The sequence below is a fragment of the Bacillus sp. XT-4 genome (genome assembly GCF_050864245.1).
Taxonomy (GTDB): domain Bacteria; phylum Bacillota; class Bacilli; order Bacillales; family Bacillaceae; genus Bacillus; species Bacillus altitudinis.
This window is the reverse complement of record NZ_JBPAFI010000008.1, coordinates 1-15,540: the sequence shown is the minus strand read 5'-3', so window position 1 is coordinate 15,540 and position 15,540 is coordinate 1. Positions and strand designations below refer to the sequence as shown.

Genomic DNA, 15,540 nt, shown 5'->3' with positions numbered 1-15,540 from the left:
GTGTCAAATGAGACTTTTCTTTTTAACGTTTATGGTAAACCTACAAAGTCTTCTGCATCACGAACTGTGACAGACATCTGTTTTGCATTAATAATAATGACACAATCCCAAGTGGGTTTTATTTGCAGTTCATCATTCTCATCAATACGAATAATTCCTTTAAATTCAACAGTCTGTTCTAGAAAGACCATTTTCTTTTCTGTATCATCTTTGACGGTTGTTAAATGTTCAGGATAGTGAATCGTCCAATCATAAAAAGCGGTTTTCTTCATAGTTCCTCCTATTTTCATTCGTACACATCTCCGAATACTTCTTTTGTTTGCCGGATTGTCAGTGATTTATTGGTTGGATCAATTGAAATGACACAATCCCAAGTAGGTTTGATTTGTAGCTCGTTGTTGTCATCCAACAAGATGATGCTATTTAGTTCAATAGATGGCTCTAAAATGACCATTTTCTTTTCATAATGATCTGTAATCGCTGTTAAGTATGCTTGTAAATGGATGGTCCACTCAAAAAAAGTAATTTTTTTCATTGTTTCTCCCCTCATCTTCGCTTATATTTCCATTATAACCCGAGTGTTTTCTGACACCATTTTTTATCAATTCTTCTATTAATCGAGAGGTTACTTACAGATGGACAAAATAACTAACCCATACGACACCTTCAAAACCAAAATATCGAAATATCCAATTGAACAAAATCATTGGCAAGCTTTCAAAGATGGAACAACGATTAAACAGTTAAAAGCAGGTACATGCATAATCAAGGCTGGCGATCCGGTGAAGCATGCCTATTTCTGCATAACAGGTCTCTTCCGTCTCTTCTATTTGTTACCGGATGGAAGGGAGTACAACGTGGCTTTTACGTTGGAAGATGATTTTGCTACTTCTTATGCAAGTATGATCAACGGGCAGCCTTCTCCTTATTCGATTGAAGCGATGGAGGATTCTATCGTGATTGAAATTCCGTATGATCTGCTTCAAATGTTGATGGACAGCAGTCATATGTGGGAGCGGTTTGTTCGGGTGAGTGTAGAAAGGCTGTATACGAGAAAGGAAGAGCGTGAGAAGGAACTGCTATATTTGCCAGCCATTGAGCGATATCAGGCGTTTTTATTGAAATATCCCGGGTTACATCAACGTATCGCTCAATATCATATTGCCTCATATATCGGTATTTCTCCGGTTTCGCTGAGCAGGCTGCTGCATCCTGCTGAACATTAACCTATGTTAATGCACATTCTCTAGATCTGGCGTACAATCATCACATCATAGAAGAATCGGGGGCATGATGATGAAATATATGATGGTTGTTTTATTAGAGTTCTATCCATCTTGGCTTGCATTACCACGAGAGGAGCGCAGAACCCATGCGGCTTCGCTGCAAGAGTTGATGCAGAAATATGAGGAACATGTGACGGTGCGCTTTTTTGATGCTGAAGCTCTTCCGGGTAAGGATTACACAGATTTTGTGATGTGTGAAACGGATGACCTGAAGTTCTATCATTTTATGTGGGAAGAGATTAGAGATTCTATTCCTTACACAAGTGGTTATGTCAAAATGAAAGAGGTCATCATGGGAATGGAAGATGCTTTTCAAACATATGAAAAAGAATCTTTGAAAATGGATTAGTAATCGAAAACCACCTGCTATCAGGTGGTTTTTTGCACATTCTATTTTTTGGTATAATCAGGGGTAAGGGAAGAACGGATAAATTTTTGAACTGAATCGGAGGTACTTATGAAGCAGCTGTATATGAAGCAAAAGGTATTTAGTCTGAGCGGCCGGTTTACGGTAAAGGATCAACAGGAGAATGATGTATATGTGGTCGAAGGCAGCTTTATGAAGGTGCCAAAGACATTCACCATTTTGAATACAGAACGAGACGTCATCGCTGTAATTACGAAGAAAATGTTTAGCTTTTTACCAAAGTTTTTAGTAGAAGTCGGTGGACAAGAGGTATTGACGATCAAAAAAGAGTTTACGTTCTTCAAAGCCAAATATTCAATTGATGCTGCTGGAATCGAAGTACAAGGGAACTGGTGGGATATGAATTTCCAAGTGCTGCAAAGCGGCGAAGTGATCGGTCAGGTAAAGAAGGAATGGTTTACTTGGGGAGATAGCTACAAGGTGGATATTTTGAAAGAAGAGATGGAGCCTGTGATGATTGCATTGGTTGTTGCGATTGATTGTGTGAAAGCGGATGAAGCGGCGTCTAGGTCTTCGTCGACGACAATGAATAATTAATTGGAGGGTTTAAAGTTGGACAATCTCACCCGCATTTTAAGATTAAGAGATGCAGAGATATGGGAGTATGAATTTCTCGATAATAAAGACATCATCGTCTATTTCTCGATTATAGATTTAAATAGAAAAGCAACGATTCATGATAACCCTCTGGCTACTCAAGAAGAACTGGATGAAAGAGATAATTACATATCAATGGATGTGCACAGCCATCTAGATCTCAAGAAAACGCTAGAAGAAGATATATTTGATGACTTTATCACCAATATCTCAGCTTTAGTAGAGCATATGCATGATTTTCACAATGCGCATGTTTTTATTCATATGCATGTTCATGACAAAATCGAATTAACAGATTTTCAGTTAGAAAAAGATGAAGAGATGCATGGGGATGAAAAAGAACAACTCTATACATTTAAACGTTTATGGATTCAGCAGGCATGTTTTCAATTGGTCGAACAACAATTAAATCGAAAAATCACAGACATGTCTAACAGTAGGTTTTGCCAAGATCTAAAGTGAGGTGAGCAAACGAATGACATTCCCATACAAAGTATTTCAAACTGTCGTCGAATGCGGCAGTTTTACAAAAGCTGGTGAGAAGCTTGGGCTGACGCAGTCTGGGGTGAGTCATAATATGGCGAAGCTTGAGTCAGAACTTGGGATTGTGCTACTTCATCGGAATCGAAACGGGCTGTCGCTGACAGATGCAGGTGAGCGGGTGATGCCGCATATTCGCCAAATCATTCATCATGCGTCATTGCTTGAGCAGGAGGCGGCGTTGATTCAAGGGATGGAAGTGGGGAGCATTAAAATCGGCACGTTTTCTAGTTTTTCTTCAAAAATGCTTCCGCAGCTGATTCATCGTTTTACGAAAAGTTATCCCAATATCCAATTGGAGTTATACGAAGGCGGCTATGAAGAGATTGAAGAGTGGATTGCGTCTGGCACAGTTGATCTTGGGTTTTTAACACAGCCATCTAGAGATTTGGAAACTGTTCCACTGTTTCAAGATGAATTGGTAGTGCTCATGCAAGAGAGTCATCGTTTCCATACAAAGAAGGTGATGGAAGTGGCTTCGTTCCAAGATGAACCATTTATTATGCCAAAAGCGGGCTGTGATCAACTCATTAAGAAATTATTAAAAGAAAGAGGCGTAAAACCCCATGTTTTATTTGAGATTGGGGACAACAATACGCTCATCTCTATGGTTCAGGAAGGCCTTGGGCTCACGATCATTCCGAAGTTGATGTTGCCGCCTCAGGTGCCTCATGCGAACGTGATTCCACTTGAGACCAGTGTTTATCGCGAAATCAATATGGCGTTTAAATCTTTTAACGCAGCCTCTCCCTCTACTAAAAGATGGATTGAAGCGGTCAAAGATCATTTTAAATAGATTCAGCTTGAACGAGAGTCTCTATTCAAGCTGATCAATTTATAGCGTGACCACCCCGCGAATGGTAATAACCGCTGCTCCTGCTACTTTAATGACCGGCTTTGCTTCATTCGGAATGACCGTGATACGAAGCAATCCTGGTCTGCCGATGGCATCACCTTGAGCAATGCGCAGATGAGTGGTTTCTTGCTGAGAAATGATTCCTTCCAAATAAAGATATCCGGCCAATGCCCCGTTTGCTGCTCCCGTTACAGGATCTTCGGGTATGCCAATGCCAGGTGCAAAATCCCTTGTATAAAGATCACAGTCTTTTGTGGATTGAAACGTATAAAGATGAGTCGTTGTGATATCCTGCTCTTTATTCATTTTTCCTAAAGCTGCTAAGTTTGGTGCTGCTTGATCAATGTCATTCTGGTGTTTCAGCGGAATCAGGAGATGCCAGTTTCCGGTGTTTGCTAATTTTATAGGATAGGATGGATCAATCCTGTCACTGCTTATACCGAGAATATCACTAAGCTCTTCTACATCGATGATAAAATCTCGCGTCTTTGGCGTGACCTGTGTCATCTCCACATCCACAACTTTGCCATTCTCTTCGTGCCATACAACGGGAACATGGCCGATCTTTGTTTCTAACACAACCCCTGATTTTTCTTTGGCCATATCTAGCTCCGTCGCTAAAAGCCAAGTCAACCCAACCGTCGCATGCCCGCAGAAATTGACCTCTTCCGTTGGAGTGAAATACTTCACTCGATAATCGGCTTTCTCATCATGTGCCGGCAGCAAGAAAACGGACTCGGGTAAGTTCAACTCCTTGGCGATATTCTGCATCTCATCCTCCGTTAACCAATCCCCATCCAACACCACCCCAGCGGCATTACCTCCAAATTTCTCAGTTGTAAACGCATCGACATGATACACCCTAATATCTTTCATCTGACGAATCCTCCTAAACATATTGTTATGTTCATCATAAGTGTGTAGGGTGCATTCGTAAAATGAATCTTTTGAATGTGATGAATTGGAATTGTTCATGCAAAATGAAAAATCGATCGACATCACTCTCTATATCTATGAATATGGATTTTATATAAGCCTTTAGGCTCAACATTAAACCTTGTACCTGTATTGGTTAAAATGTATAATATTTGTATATAAAAACATTAATAGGTAAAGAGAGGATATATTTATGAAAATAGTCCTGAAAGTAGTAGCTTCTATTCTTTGTATGATGATGTTGAGTTTTCATATACAAGAAAATGTGAGTGCCGCAGAGGGTGGAACAATAACAACAGTTGATCGTTATCAATATGGTGATAATTATCTGACGGGTAAAACAGCGCCAAACGCAATCGTTGCATTCGTAGATTGGGGTGTTCCGAGTAACTGGAAATCTAGATATATGCACTACGCAAAAGCAGATAGTAACGGAAACTTTAAGTTGTTTTCTCAGAACTTTAGTTCAGGCCAAACGGTGGAGTTAGATACGTATGACCAAAATGGGACAAAGCTTTCTTCAAACAAAGTGTATATTTTCAAGGAATCGTTTACCTCATTAGATCCGATATATGATACTTCTCAGGAGCTAACTGGGAAAACTGTGAAGAACACAAAAGTAGAGGTCATGAAAGATGGTAAAGTGATTGCCTCAGGAACATTTAATGATGCCATTCATTTACAGCTTCCTGTCCTAAATGCAGGCACATTCCTAACAGTGAAAATGACGACTGGCAGCAATATCGACGTTTACAAAAAAATTGTTAATCCTAATAAAATCTCACTTATTCCTACGACAAAATGGTCTAAATCAGTGAAAGGCCAAACGGGAATTCCATATGCAAAGATCGTCTTTAAAAACGAGAAATCTGGTGTCATCAATCAATCGGTGACAGCAGATGGAGATGGAAATTTTGAATTTAGTGTAGACAAAGATACCCTAAAGCTCTTAGACCAAAATAAATTACAAGTCATGGAACCAGCATATGACAATGTTTTGAATGAAAGATTTTTTCGTATCAGATCGACGGCTCCAACAATCAACCCATTTACCCAACTATCAACATCAATTAGTGGAACCGCAACTCCAGAAAGTATCATCCATATTCTAAATGGAGAGGACCACATCATTGGAGAAGGTCAGACAGACGCTAAAGGGTTTTATGAAGTTCCTGTTTCAAAGCTAATCGGTGGCGACTTAATGACCGTAAAGTCGTTCATGGCTGATAACCTGGCTGAAGCAAATCAATCTCAAGAAGATGTACAGAAAGTATTTGTAGAAGAAATCGATGACTCAAGTGATACCATTAATGGAATCAGTACTTTTGGGGATAAAGCTGTTGTAGAAGTGCAATCTGATCCATCGAATAATACAATTAAAGCGATGTCCAAGCTCAGCACAAGTTCCACGATAAAGAAATATGGACCATTTGCCATTACGCCAGGCAAAAACTTCAAATTAAAAACGGGAAAATTAAGACAGGGATCTAAAGTGACGATCACGTTGCTAAGTGGAAATAGACAGGTCTCCCTGCCTGCTGTAACCGTCAAAAAAATCGTCACATCTCCGCTTGCAGCATCCCAAGTGAAGGTGACGAACAATAAAGGTAAAAACGATACGGTGACGATAAAAGGAATCAAAAAACAATCCGTCATCAAAATCTTTAAACAAGCTTCTGGTGGAACCGCGATTGCGCAGCAAACTGCATCGAGCTCGAACATGACGATTTCCATGAAACAATTGGGTCAAACAAGTGGAACGCTTTATATCAGCATGAAAGAACCTGGTCTAAAAGAGGGAAATCGAGTACCAATTCGCTATCAGGGTGAAAAAGCAGACGCTCTAAAAGTCAACCAGATCAAAATCAATAATCTTAAAAATAAAAATGACGTCATTACAGTGAGTAAGCTTAAGAAAAAAGACGTCATCAAAGTTTATTCAACAAACGGCAAACTACTAGCCGCATCAAAACCGGCTAACAGTTCATCCATCAAATTGTACGTCAAACAAGTTGGGGCTAAGAGCGGAAAAGTATTTGTTACACGAAGCAGTGACAAGATGTTGGAAAGCGGAAAACAGGCTGTTTCTTTTAAAGGTGAGCCATCCTCTGCATTAAAAGGCAGCCAAATCAACATCGTCAACAACAAGAAGAAAAATGACGTGATCACCGTCAGTAAATTAGCGAAACAGGACCTTGTTAAAATCTATAACCAATCAGGAAAATTAATTGGTCAGTCAACGGTCTCTAAAGGTAAGGTTGTAAAGGTGACCATCAAACAACTAGGCGCTAAGGGCGGAAAGATCTACGTTACCGTTACAGGAAAAGGAATGTCAGAGAGTAGTAAGATAGTAAAGACGTTTAAGGCTGAAAAGTAGATTTTCCTAATAAATGATCACACTTAATTTCTATAACAATCGTCATTCATTTTAAGGGTGACGATTTTATGTTCAGATCGTATTTTCAAAATAACTCCAATCATAGGATGGTGCCAATCTTGAAAAAAATAAAATATGTTGTCCTAACGGCTATTATCTTTTGTTGCAGTATGTGGTCTTCAAGTGTTCAAGCTCAATCCGGTTATTTCAACACATATACAACGTATACTGGAATGTCAGGCTCTGGATTCTACACCTCTATGCAAGGAATGTGTGTCGACCGTAACAATAACATGATTTATGCTGCAAAAATAAATACTTCAACCCAGCTGACACAATTGTACTCTATTAAAATGAACAGCTCGTCAAGCAATAGAACAGTGAAGCTTCTTAAAAACTCTGACACGAATAGTACTAGCTATGATTTAGGACATGCCAATGACTTAGCTGTCAAAGCCCAAAAAGGATATGAGCAAGTTAGTATTTATGTAGCCCCTATGACCGATGGTGTCAAGTATGTAAAAAAGATCGTGAAGCTACAAGTGAACACGAAAAAAAGTACATACAAAGTGGCTAAAGCCTATGTCCTTCAGTACCAGGGAACGAATTTATCAGTTAGCGGCATCACGTATTCTGTTGGAGCAGACAAATTTATTGTGAGGTCTGGCAATCGCTTTTTCATTGGAGATTTTAATGATCAAACAGGAAAATTTGAGTATGAGGCCACATTTACATTAAATTATACAAAAGCAGTGATAAATCAATCAGTGGTAGATGTTTCGAAGTACATTCTTCAAGGAATTTCTTTTTACCAAGGAACATTATATGTCCCTTTATCTAAGCCAGATCCCAACGGAGGGGCTTCTAATGCGAGTGTTATTCTCACGTATCCGTTAAATATCAACCAAATGATCAAAGAGCAAAAGGGAACAACAACAATAGATTTTTCAAAAGAGTTGTTTACTAGAAATGACCTATCTTTCCGAATAACGAGCAGTGCATTTACTCTTTTTGAGATAGAAGCTGTTGATTTCGATGACGGAACGTTATATTTTAATACGAATCGTGGGAAAAAAGGGACACAAGAAGATATGATCGCAACATTCAATGACTATAACTACTACAAATGATACCAGCATTAAAAAAAGCTCCTCAAAAATGAGGGGCTTTTTCCTTTCATCACCCATAATAATTATTCGCCTGAATAAAAAATTGGGATTGCATGTAGTTATAAGTGATTTTCGAGAAGTCGAAAGGCTGGCCGTTTGTGAGATGAAAGACGGTTTCGACGCGAAGAGCAGGATCATTTTGCTTAAGTCCGAGGTGCTTCGCTTCAGTTTCGTTTAGTTTGCCAACTTGCAGGTACATGTCAGAAAAGCCCACTTTAAGACCAAGGCCTTCACTAATGAATTTAAATACAGAATCGGCTGCAATTTCTGTGTTGAGGTAAGGAATAATGGTTTTCCGGTAATAGGACTCTTCTAAACATAAAGTTTGTCCATTGATGTAACGAATGCGTTTAAGGTAGAAAACATCCTCATCTGGTTCAATGTTTAAATTCAGCGCAGCTTCTTCTGGCGGTTTGACGGTATCTAACGTGAGAACTTCTGATGTCAGTTGAAATTCCTCTAAATCTTTTTTGAACCCTTGGTTGGATAAAAGGCTGATATAGCCTTTGCGCCTGTGCCTTCTCACAAAGATGCCGCTGCCCCTCACCTGATAGACAATCCCTTTTCTTTCGAGTAAATCTAATGATTTGATAATTGTACTTTTGCTCACAGCAAATTGATTCATGAGCGTCTCAAGCACAGGGAGTTTGTCTCCTTGCTGCAGCTCATGTGTGACAATATATTTTTCAATATCGCTCGCAATTTGTTGATACTTTAACATAGCCATTCCTCTTTGTTTTCACGATTTATTATCTTTGTATTATAGCACATCCCGATTTCTCTTTGATATGCAAACTCAAATTATATATGTATTGATAAATTGTACCGGTATAATTATAATGTACATATACTAGTGGTGATAAAGGGGGGTTTTATATGTCAAAAGTGAGGGATTATCAAAAGCTTGCAGAAGACATCTTAGAAGCAGTTGGCGGAGAAGAAAATGTGGTGAGTGCCGCAAGATGCGCCACGAGGCTGCGTTTGGTGTTGAAGCGTTCTAATCCAAAGGCAAAAGAAGCAGTCAACGCCATGCCTGGCGTCATTACAGTGGTGGAAAATGGTGGTCAGTTTCAGGTTGTGATCGGTCAGCATGTAGGTGAGGTATATGAGTATTTTTCCAACCTGGTTCAGCTCCAAACGTCGGATGATGATCAGCCGAATGAAAACAAAGGAACGATACTGAATCGGATCATTGCGACCATGTCCGCTGTGTTCGCGCCATTTGTGTATATTTTAGCCGCAGCTGGTATTTTGCAAGGTGCACTTATCTTAATAAATTTGATATTTCCAAGCTTCTCGAAAACAGGCACTTATGAAGTGTTTAGCTTTATTTCTTGGGCACCGTTTACGTTCTTGCCCATTTTTATTGCGATCACTGCAGCCAAGCATTTCAAAACGAATATGTATATCGCGGTTGCTTGTACAGCAGCACTTGTCAGTCCAGCTTGGACAGAGATTGCCGGACGTGTAGCATCAGGGGAAGGTGTGACCTTTTTAGGGATTGCGTTATCTGAAACGGTTTATACATCATCCGTCTTGCCACCGCTTTTCTTAGTATGGATTCTTTCTTATGTAGAAAAATTCTTAAACAAACGAATTCATGAGGTTGTCAAACCGCTATTTGTCCCATTTCTATGTATGGTCGTCATGGTTCCGTTAACCATACTATTAATCGGTCCTCTTTCGACAGCAGGTGCAAATGGGATTGCAAACGGATACAATATCTTAGCTGAAAATGTACCAGCTCTGGCAGGGGCCATTATCGGCGGTTTCTGGCAAGTACTCGTGATTTTCGGTGTTCACTGGGGCATCACGCCAATGGTACTTGCGAACTTTGAACAATATGGACGTGACTCCTTTCAGGCATATCAAACCATCGCTGTTATCGCTCAAGTCGGTGCGGTGCTGGGAGTTATTTTAAAAGCAAGAAATCGGGAAACACGGAAAGTTGGGGTTTCAGCTGGAATCACAGGACTCTTCGGTATTACGGAGCCTGCGATTTACGGTGTCACCTTACGTTTTAAAAAGCCGTTTATTTTCGGGTGTATTTCAGGAGCGGTCGGTGCCGTTGTAGCCAGCTTCTTTACGCCTTATTACTTTGCATATGCAGGGCTGCCTGGCCCGCTGACCATTGTGAACGGAATCAGTGCAGATTATCCAACGTCTATCATTGGTATTTTGATTGGTGTGGCCATTGCGCTGATTTTACCAGTTGTGCTTATTCAAATGTTCGGATATGGAGAAGATACAGTAGAACAGTCAGCTAGTGAAACATCTATTAAAGATCAAGACGGAGAAACGACACAAGCTTCTATGAACAATGAAGAAATGATCACGGCTCCACTTACAGGAAAGGTGCTTTCGTTATCTGAAGTGCCAGATGCCGTATTTAGCTCTGGGGCGATGGGGAAAGGTTTTGCCATTCATCCGACCGATAACAAACTGTTTGCACCGTTTGATGGCAGTGTCGTCATGCTTGCACCAACAAAACATGCGATTGGTTTGCGTTCGGAATTTGGTGTAGAGTTACTTGTTCATGTAGGAATTGATACGGTTTCTCTAGATGGATCGGCATTTACACTCAATATCAAAGAAGGCGACAAGGTGAAAAAGGGTGACTTGTTGATGACATTTGATCAGGAAGCAATTGAAAGCAAAGGATTACAAACAATCACACCTATTATCATTACCAATACCCAAGCATACGAAGATGTGATTGTAGAGGAACGTTCGACATGTCAGCCAACTGACGTCATGATGACAATTGTGAAATAGGAGGAATAGATAATGACTTTACCAAAAGATTTCTTATGGGGCGGGGCATTAGCCGCTCATCAATTCGAAGGTGGATGGAATGCAGCTGGCAAAGGGCCGAGTGTTGTAGATGTGATGACAGCAGGTGCTCATGGTGTCCCAAGACAGATCACGGAAACGATAGAAGAAGGAACTTTTTATCCAAACCATGAAGCCATTGATTTCTACCATCGTTACAAAGAAGATATCGCCATGTTTGCTGAAATGGGATTAAAATGCTTGCGAACATCGATCGGCTGGAGCCGAATTTTCCCTAAAGGGGATGAAGAAGAGCCGAATGAAGCAGGCTTACAGTTTTATGATGATGTGTTTGATGAACTGATTAAACATGGAATCGAGCCTGTCATTACGCTGTCTCACTTTGAAATGCCCCTCCATTTGGCAAGAGAATACGGCGGATTCCGAAGCAGAAAAGTCGCTGAATATTTCGCGAAATTCGCGGAAGTATGCTTCAATCGTTACAAGAACAAGGTCACGTACTGGATGACATTTAATGAAATCAATAACAAAATGGACGTCAACAACCCGTTGTTCCTTTGGACAAATTCAGGGGTATCTGTCAAAGAAGGCGAAAATGCCAAAGAAGTCATGTATCAAGCGGGCCTTCATGAATTGCTTGCAAGTGCATGGGCAGTGGCAAAAGGAAAAGAGATCAATCCGTCCTTTCAAATTGGAGCGATGGTGTCCCACGTGCCAATTTATCCATATTCCTCAAACCCAGAGGATGTCATGCTGGCAGAAGAATATATGAGACAGCGCTATTTCTTCCCAGATGTCCAAGTGCGTGGCTACTATCCAAGCTACGCGTTAAAAGAATTTGAGCGCGAAGGCTATCACATTCCATTTGAAGAAGGCGATGAAGAAAGTTTAAGAAAAGGAAAAGTAGATTACCTTGGCTTTAGCTACTACATGTCAACAACGGTCAAAAGCGATGCAGTATCTGATCACAACGGAGACATTGTCAATGGAGCACTGCCACATGGTGTAGAAAATCCGTATATCAAATCAAGCGACTGGGGCTGGTCCATTGATCCGACAGGCTTAAGATATACATTGAATCGTTTTTACGATCGCTATCAAATCCCGCTATTCATTGTGGAAAATGGCTTTGGTGCCATTGATCAAGTGGAAGAAGACGGCTCTATTCATGACCCAGAGCGAATTCAATATCTCGCTTCTCATATTCAAGCACTGAAAAAAGCGGTTGAATATGACGGTGTGGACCTCATCGGCTACACACCTTGGGGCATCATTGATATCGTGTCATTCACAACCGGTGAAATGAAAAAACGCTACGGCATGATTTATGTTGACCGCGATAACGAAGGTAATGGTTCAATGAAGCGTCTTAAAAAAGATTCGTTTACTTGGTATCAAAACGTCATCGCAACGAATGGTGAAGAAGTGTAATAAAGAAATGACTGGCCCGGATGAGCGTGGGATTCGCTTGTTCGGGTTTTTGTGTTTCTTTCGACAAAAATGGTGCGCATATCCTTTTGTTAACAAGAAATAAGTCTTATAATTTAGATAGAATATTTGATGATGAAAATAAGAGAAGATAGATGGAATGGGAGAGGTAGTAAATGACGAAATGGTGGATGGTTCGTGCGGGTGACCAAAACGAATTAATTACAATTTGGGAAGAGAAAGGCATTGCATCGATAGGGTGGCCTAAATTAGGTAATCCAAAACAATATCAAACAAAGCAAGAGATGAATGCTCGAGCTGATGTCATATTCGCTGAGAACAAACCTTTTACGAGAAGAAGCTGGGTCAGTCAGGTATGGAGGTTTAGTAGAGAAATCAAAAAGGGAGATCGAATCATTACGTACATAAAAGAAAGCCGTGAATATCGAGTAGGTACGGTGATTGCTCCGCATTTTTTTGATGAAGCAGTTGGAGATAAAATGTATCCAAATCATATTCAGGTAAATTGGGAACCAATAGCAGTTAAACGAGATTCTCTCAGTCAATCAGCTAAGAACAGCCTCGGTTCTATATCAACTGTTTTTCGTGTAGATGATTGGGGGAAAGAGATTGAACATTTACTCAAAAACCCTACATCTATATCAGCACCTGAAGATGAAACCGAAGAAGATGAAATTATCGAAGATTTAGTCAGCAAAGCTACTGTCATGATTGAAGATAGAGTAGATAAATTGGACCCGTGGCAAATGCAAGACTTAGTCGGAGGCTTACTGCAAGCAATGTCATACAATGTTCGTGTGAGTCCCAAAGGGCCAGATGGCGGTGTGGATGTATTAGCTTATAAAGATGCATTTGGATTTGAAAAGCCTATTATTAAAGTACAAGTAAAGCATCGGAAAAATTCAGCCAGTTCGCCAGAGGTGCAGCAATTATTAGGTGCTAATCCAATGAATGCTAACAGTTTATTTGTTTCTACTGGTGGGTTTACTTCTCATGCAAAAGCTGTTGCGAAGCATAATGAGGTTCATCTAGTGGACTTAGAAGAACTCGTAAATCTTATTGTACATTGGTATGAACATATGCCAGCTGAGACAAGATCCTTATTACCTCTGAAAAAAGTGTATGTACCTGAGTGATCTTTTTATTGTCTATGTTTCAATAACTCCTGAATACAAAGAAAAAAGAGGGTAATGAAGGTAAAATAGTTCATTGGATTCTGAAAGATATTGATGTTCATTGATAATTGAAGAAGAATCCACAGACTGAATACCACCATAACAGCAGGAATAATTAATTTATACACAATGGTTCTCCCTTCTAGAGTAGTGCGGTTTTAGTTGGCATTGTCTCATATCATTGTAGAGGTTGAAAAGAGGTAAAGGTTTTAATAGATTCTATCACATAATTCGGTATAATTGGTCTATAAAAACGATAAATGGTAGATAAAGAATAGGAGTTGTTGAAATGAATCAAACTCTGCAAATGGGTGCCAATACCGTATTAAACTCTCCAAAGGGGCAATTATCCATCAGTTATGAAGTCTCGTCTGCAATTGATATTTCTTTAACGGCGTTTCTCTTAACAGATTCAAATCTAGTTCAAGGAGATAATGGCATTATTTTTTACAATCAGCCGGAGAGTACTACGGGTGTCGCGACACTTTTACCAGCAGAGATATCAGATCAGTTGAAAAGACATCAATTGAATTTTGATATGAGCAAAGTGCCTGTCGGAATCACAAAGATGGCTATTACACTAACAGAGGATCGAGGAATCGGCTTTTCTCATGTGAAGAATCTGCAAGCAGAAATTCGAACAGGTGATGAGGTCCTATACCTAACACCAGTAAGCTTTACAAATGAAAAGGGTATTGTCGTAGTAGAGCTATACTTAAGAAATAGTGAAACGAAAGCTCGATCCATCTGGCGTGGCTTCGATTCTGGATTGGAAGGGCTATGCAAGCTTTATGGGGTGGAGGTTGAACCTGATGAACAGGGTGTTTCTACATCTCCTCCAATGGTTTCTGAAAAACAAATTAATGAGCCTGCTCCAATAAACACAGCCGCTAAAGAGAAAGTCGCTGCACCTATTAGCTTAGAGAAAGTTCAAGGTAAAATTAGTCTAGACAAAGGTCATAAACCGATCATCATTGAAAAAACACCAGAGATCACGGCTACAGTATCTTGGGAGTCTGGAACCGATTATGATATTTACGCGTTGGTCTATACGAAGTCAGGAAAACAAATAGATGTGGCCATGTTTGGCGCAAAAGGTGTTCCCGCTCTCAAAAGTTACGGTAACGGGGCTGTTGAGCATATGGGAGATGTCGGTAGAGATCGTGAATCAATGAAAACAGAAGTCATTAAACTAAGGTTAAATGATGATATCCTTGCAGTGGTACCCGTTGTTTACTCTGCTCAATCAAATGGCACAGGTTCTTTCTATAGATATAGAGTGTCTATGAGTATCGATAATCATCAAGGAACGTCTGTCACGATTCACGCGAAACATGCAAATGACAATGATCGAATTTATTCTTGTGTTCCAGGTATACTTCAAAACACAAATGATGGCGTGATCATCCGTCCCCTAGAGCTTTACAGTAAACCAAACTCTGAGCGTAGACCGAAGTTAAAAATGAAATATTCAAATGAGATCGATGTTTTGATGGATAAAGGACCAATCAATGACTATAAGTAACGTGAACATGTGGCTAGACAGAGTATAATGAACTGTCTGGCCTTTTCTATATCTCTACAATGGATAAACTCGTTTATCCAAATGAGAGGGTAAATTGAATAGAGAGTCCATTCCATTTTTTATGTCATTTAGCCTATTTTTCCGTTTTGGAGGTCACGGTAAAATAGACTTTATGATCAATAATGGAGGGAGTGGCTTCTTCTGGGCAAGATACTTGATGCAAAAGCACTAACCAGTGCCATGGATACAAGGGCAAAACACTATCAGGAACTCCGCGAACAAATGATAGATTTAAAAAAGGCATTACAAGGTGTTGCCAATCTCGGTGACGACTTCACTGGAAAAGGTGCCGATAACATTAAAAGCTTCTACAAAGAACTCGCCGGAAATGTGGACATGTTTATTAGCTT

At 40.0% G+C, this 15,540-nt stretch carries 16 protein-coding genes; 12 read left to right on the top strand and 4 right to left on the bottom strand.

From position 1 onward, the window contains the following. Positions 1-29: 29 nt before the first annotated feature. Together ACRRMM_RS16835 and ACRRMM_RS16830 are read right to left on the bottom strand one after the other, a co-directional pair. Entirely contained in the window at positions 30-272 is a 243-nt protein-coding gene (locus ACRRMM_RS16835; RefSeq protein ID WP_414834542.1) for a hypothetical protein, read from the bottom strand. Positions 273-286: 14 nt separating this feature from the next. Beyond that, positions 287-535: a hypothetical protein gene (locus ACRRMM_RS16830; RefSeq protein ID WP_428828710.1), complete on the bottom strand. Its 249-nt coding sequence runs from the start codon at positions 533-535 to the stop codon at positions 287-289. A 100-nt stretch (positions 536-635) separates the two neighbouring features. On the opposite strand from ACRRMM_RS16830, the gene ACRRMM_RS16825 reads away from it, so the two are divergent. From ACRRMM_RS16825 to ACRRMM_RS16805, 5 genes are all read left to right on the top strand, one after another. Beyond that, positions 636-1,226, top strand: a complete 591-nt coding sequence (locus ACRRMM_RS16825) for a Crp/Fnr family transcriptional regulator (protein ID WP_428828709.1) — start codon at positions 636-638, stop codon at positions 1,224-1,226. A 70-nt stretch (positions 1,227-1,296) separates the two neighbouring features. Then, positions 1,297-1,635 carry a darcynin family protein gene (locus ACRRMM_RS16820; RefSeq protein WP_072368195.1) on the top strand — a complete coding sequence of 113 codons (339 nt, stop codon included), beginning with the start codon at positions 1,297-1,299 and terminating at the stop codon, positions 1,633-1,635. A gap of 108 nt (positions 1,636-1,743) precedes the next feature. Next, positions 1,744-2,250: an LURP-one-related/scramblase family protein gene (locus tag ACRRMM_RS16815; protein WP_048002606.1), complete on the top strand. Its 507-nt coding sequence runs from the start codon at positions 1,744-1,746 to the stop codon at positions 2,248-2,250. Positions 2,251-2,265: 15 nt separating this feature from the next. Then, on the top strand, positions 2,266-2,772 hold the full coding sequence (locus ACRRMM_RS16810) for a hypothetical protein (protein WP_367636950.1): 507 nt from the start codon (positions 2,266-2,268) through the stop codon (positions 2,770-2,772). A 13-nt stretch (positions 2,773-2,785) separates the two neighbouring features. Then, positions 2,786-3,646 carry a LysR family transcriptional regulator gene (locus ACRRMM_RS16805; RefSeq protein ID WP_252224744.1) on the top strand — a complete coding sequence of 287 codons (861 nt, stop codon included), beginning with the start codon at positions 2,786-2,788 and terminating at the stop codon, positions 3,644-3,646. A 39-nt stretch (positions 3,647-3,685) separates the two neighbouring features. On the opposite strand, the gene ACRRMM_RS16800 is transcribed toward ACRRMM_RS16805, so the two are convergent. Next, entirely contained in the window at positions 3,686-4,582 is an 897-nt protein-coding gene (locus ACRRMM_RS16800) for a PhzF family phenazine biosynthesis protein (protein WP_428828708.1), read from the bottom strand. 253 nt (positions 4,583-4,835) lie between these two features. Here ACRRMM_RS16800 and ACRRMM_RS16795 point away from each other — a divergent pair, with 253 nt between their 5' ends. Both ACRRMM_RS16795 and ACRRMM_RS16790 read left to right on the top strand, forming a co-directional pair. Beyond that, a complete protein-coding gene (locus ACRRMM_RS16795; RefSeq protein WP_428828707.1) occupies positions 4,836-7,019 on the top strand; it encodes a hypothetical protein in 2,184 nt (727 codons plus the stop codon). Between the two features lie 119 nt (positions 7,020-7,138). Next, positions 7,139-8,149, top strand: a complete 1,011-nt coding sequence (locus ACRRMM_RS16790) for a hypothetical protein (RefSeq protein ID WP_432450919.1) — start codon at positions 7,139-7,141, stop codon at positions 8,147-8,149. Between the two features lie 49 nt (positions 8,150-8,198). On the opposite strand, the gene ACRRMM_RS16785 is transcribed toward ACRRMM_RS16790, so the two are convergent. Then, positions 8,199-8,909 (bottom strand): GntR family transcriptional regulator, encoded by a 711-nt coding sequence (locus ACRRMM_RS16785; RefSeq protein WP_046527583.1) that lies wholly within the window; start codon positions 8,907-8,909, stop codon positions 8,199-8,201. 155 nt (positions 8,910-9,064) lie between these two features. Here ACRRMM_RS16785 and ACRRMM_RS16780 point away from each other — a divergent pair, with 155 nt between their 5' ends. From ACRRMM_RS16780 to ACRRMM_RS16760, 5 genes are all read left to right on the top strand, one after another. Further along, positions 9,065-10,963, top strand: coding sequence for a beta-glucoside-specific PTS transporter subunit IIABC (locus ACRRMM_RS16780; RefSeq protein WP_428828706.1), 1,899 nt, complete (start codon positions 9,065-9,067; stop codon positions 10,961-10,963). Between the two features lie 9 nt (positions 10,964-10,972). Further along, positions 10,973-12,412 carry a 6-phospho-beta-glucosidase BglA gene (gene bglA / locus ACRRMM_RS16775; RefSeq protein ID WP_428828987.1) on the top strand — a complete coding sequence of 480 codons (1,440 nt, stop codon included), beginning with the start codon at positions 10,973-10,975 and terminating at the stop codon, positions 12,410-12,412. Between the two features lie 173 nt (positions 12,413-12,585). Continuing rightward, a complete protein-coding gene (locus ACRRMM_RS16770; RefSeq protein WP_017359952.1) occupies positions 12,586-13,566 on the top strand; it encodes a restriction endonuclease in 981 nt (326 codons plus the stop codon). A 328-nt stretch (positions 13,567-13,894) separates the two neighbouring features. Further along, positions 13,895-15,130 (top strand): TerD family protein, encoded by a 1,236-nt coding sequence (locus ACRRMM_RS16765; protein WP_046344851.1) that lies wholly within the window; start codon positions 13,895-13,897, stop codon positions 15,128-15,130. Positions 15,131-15,331: 201 nt separating this feature from the next. Beyond that, on the top strand, positions 15,332-15,540 hold a 209-nt coding region (locus ACRRMM_RS16760), incomplete at its 3' end, for a T7SS effector LXG polymorphic toxin (protein ID WP_432450922.1).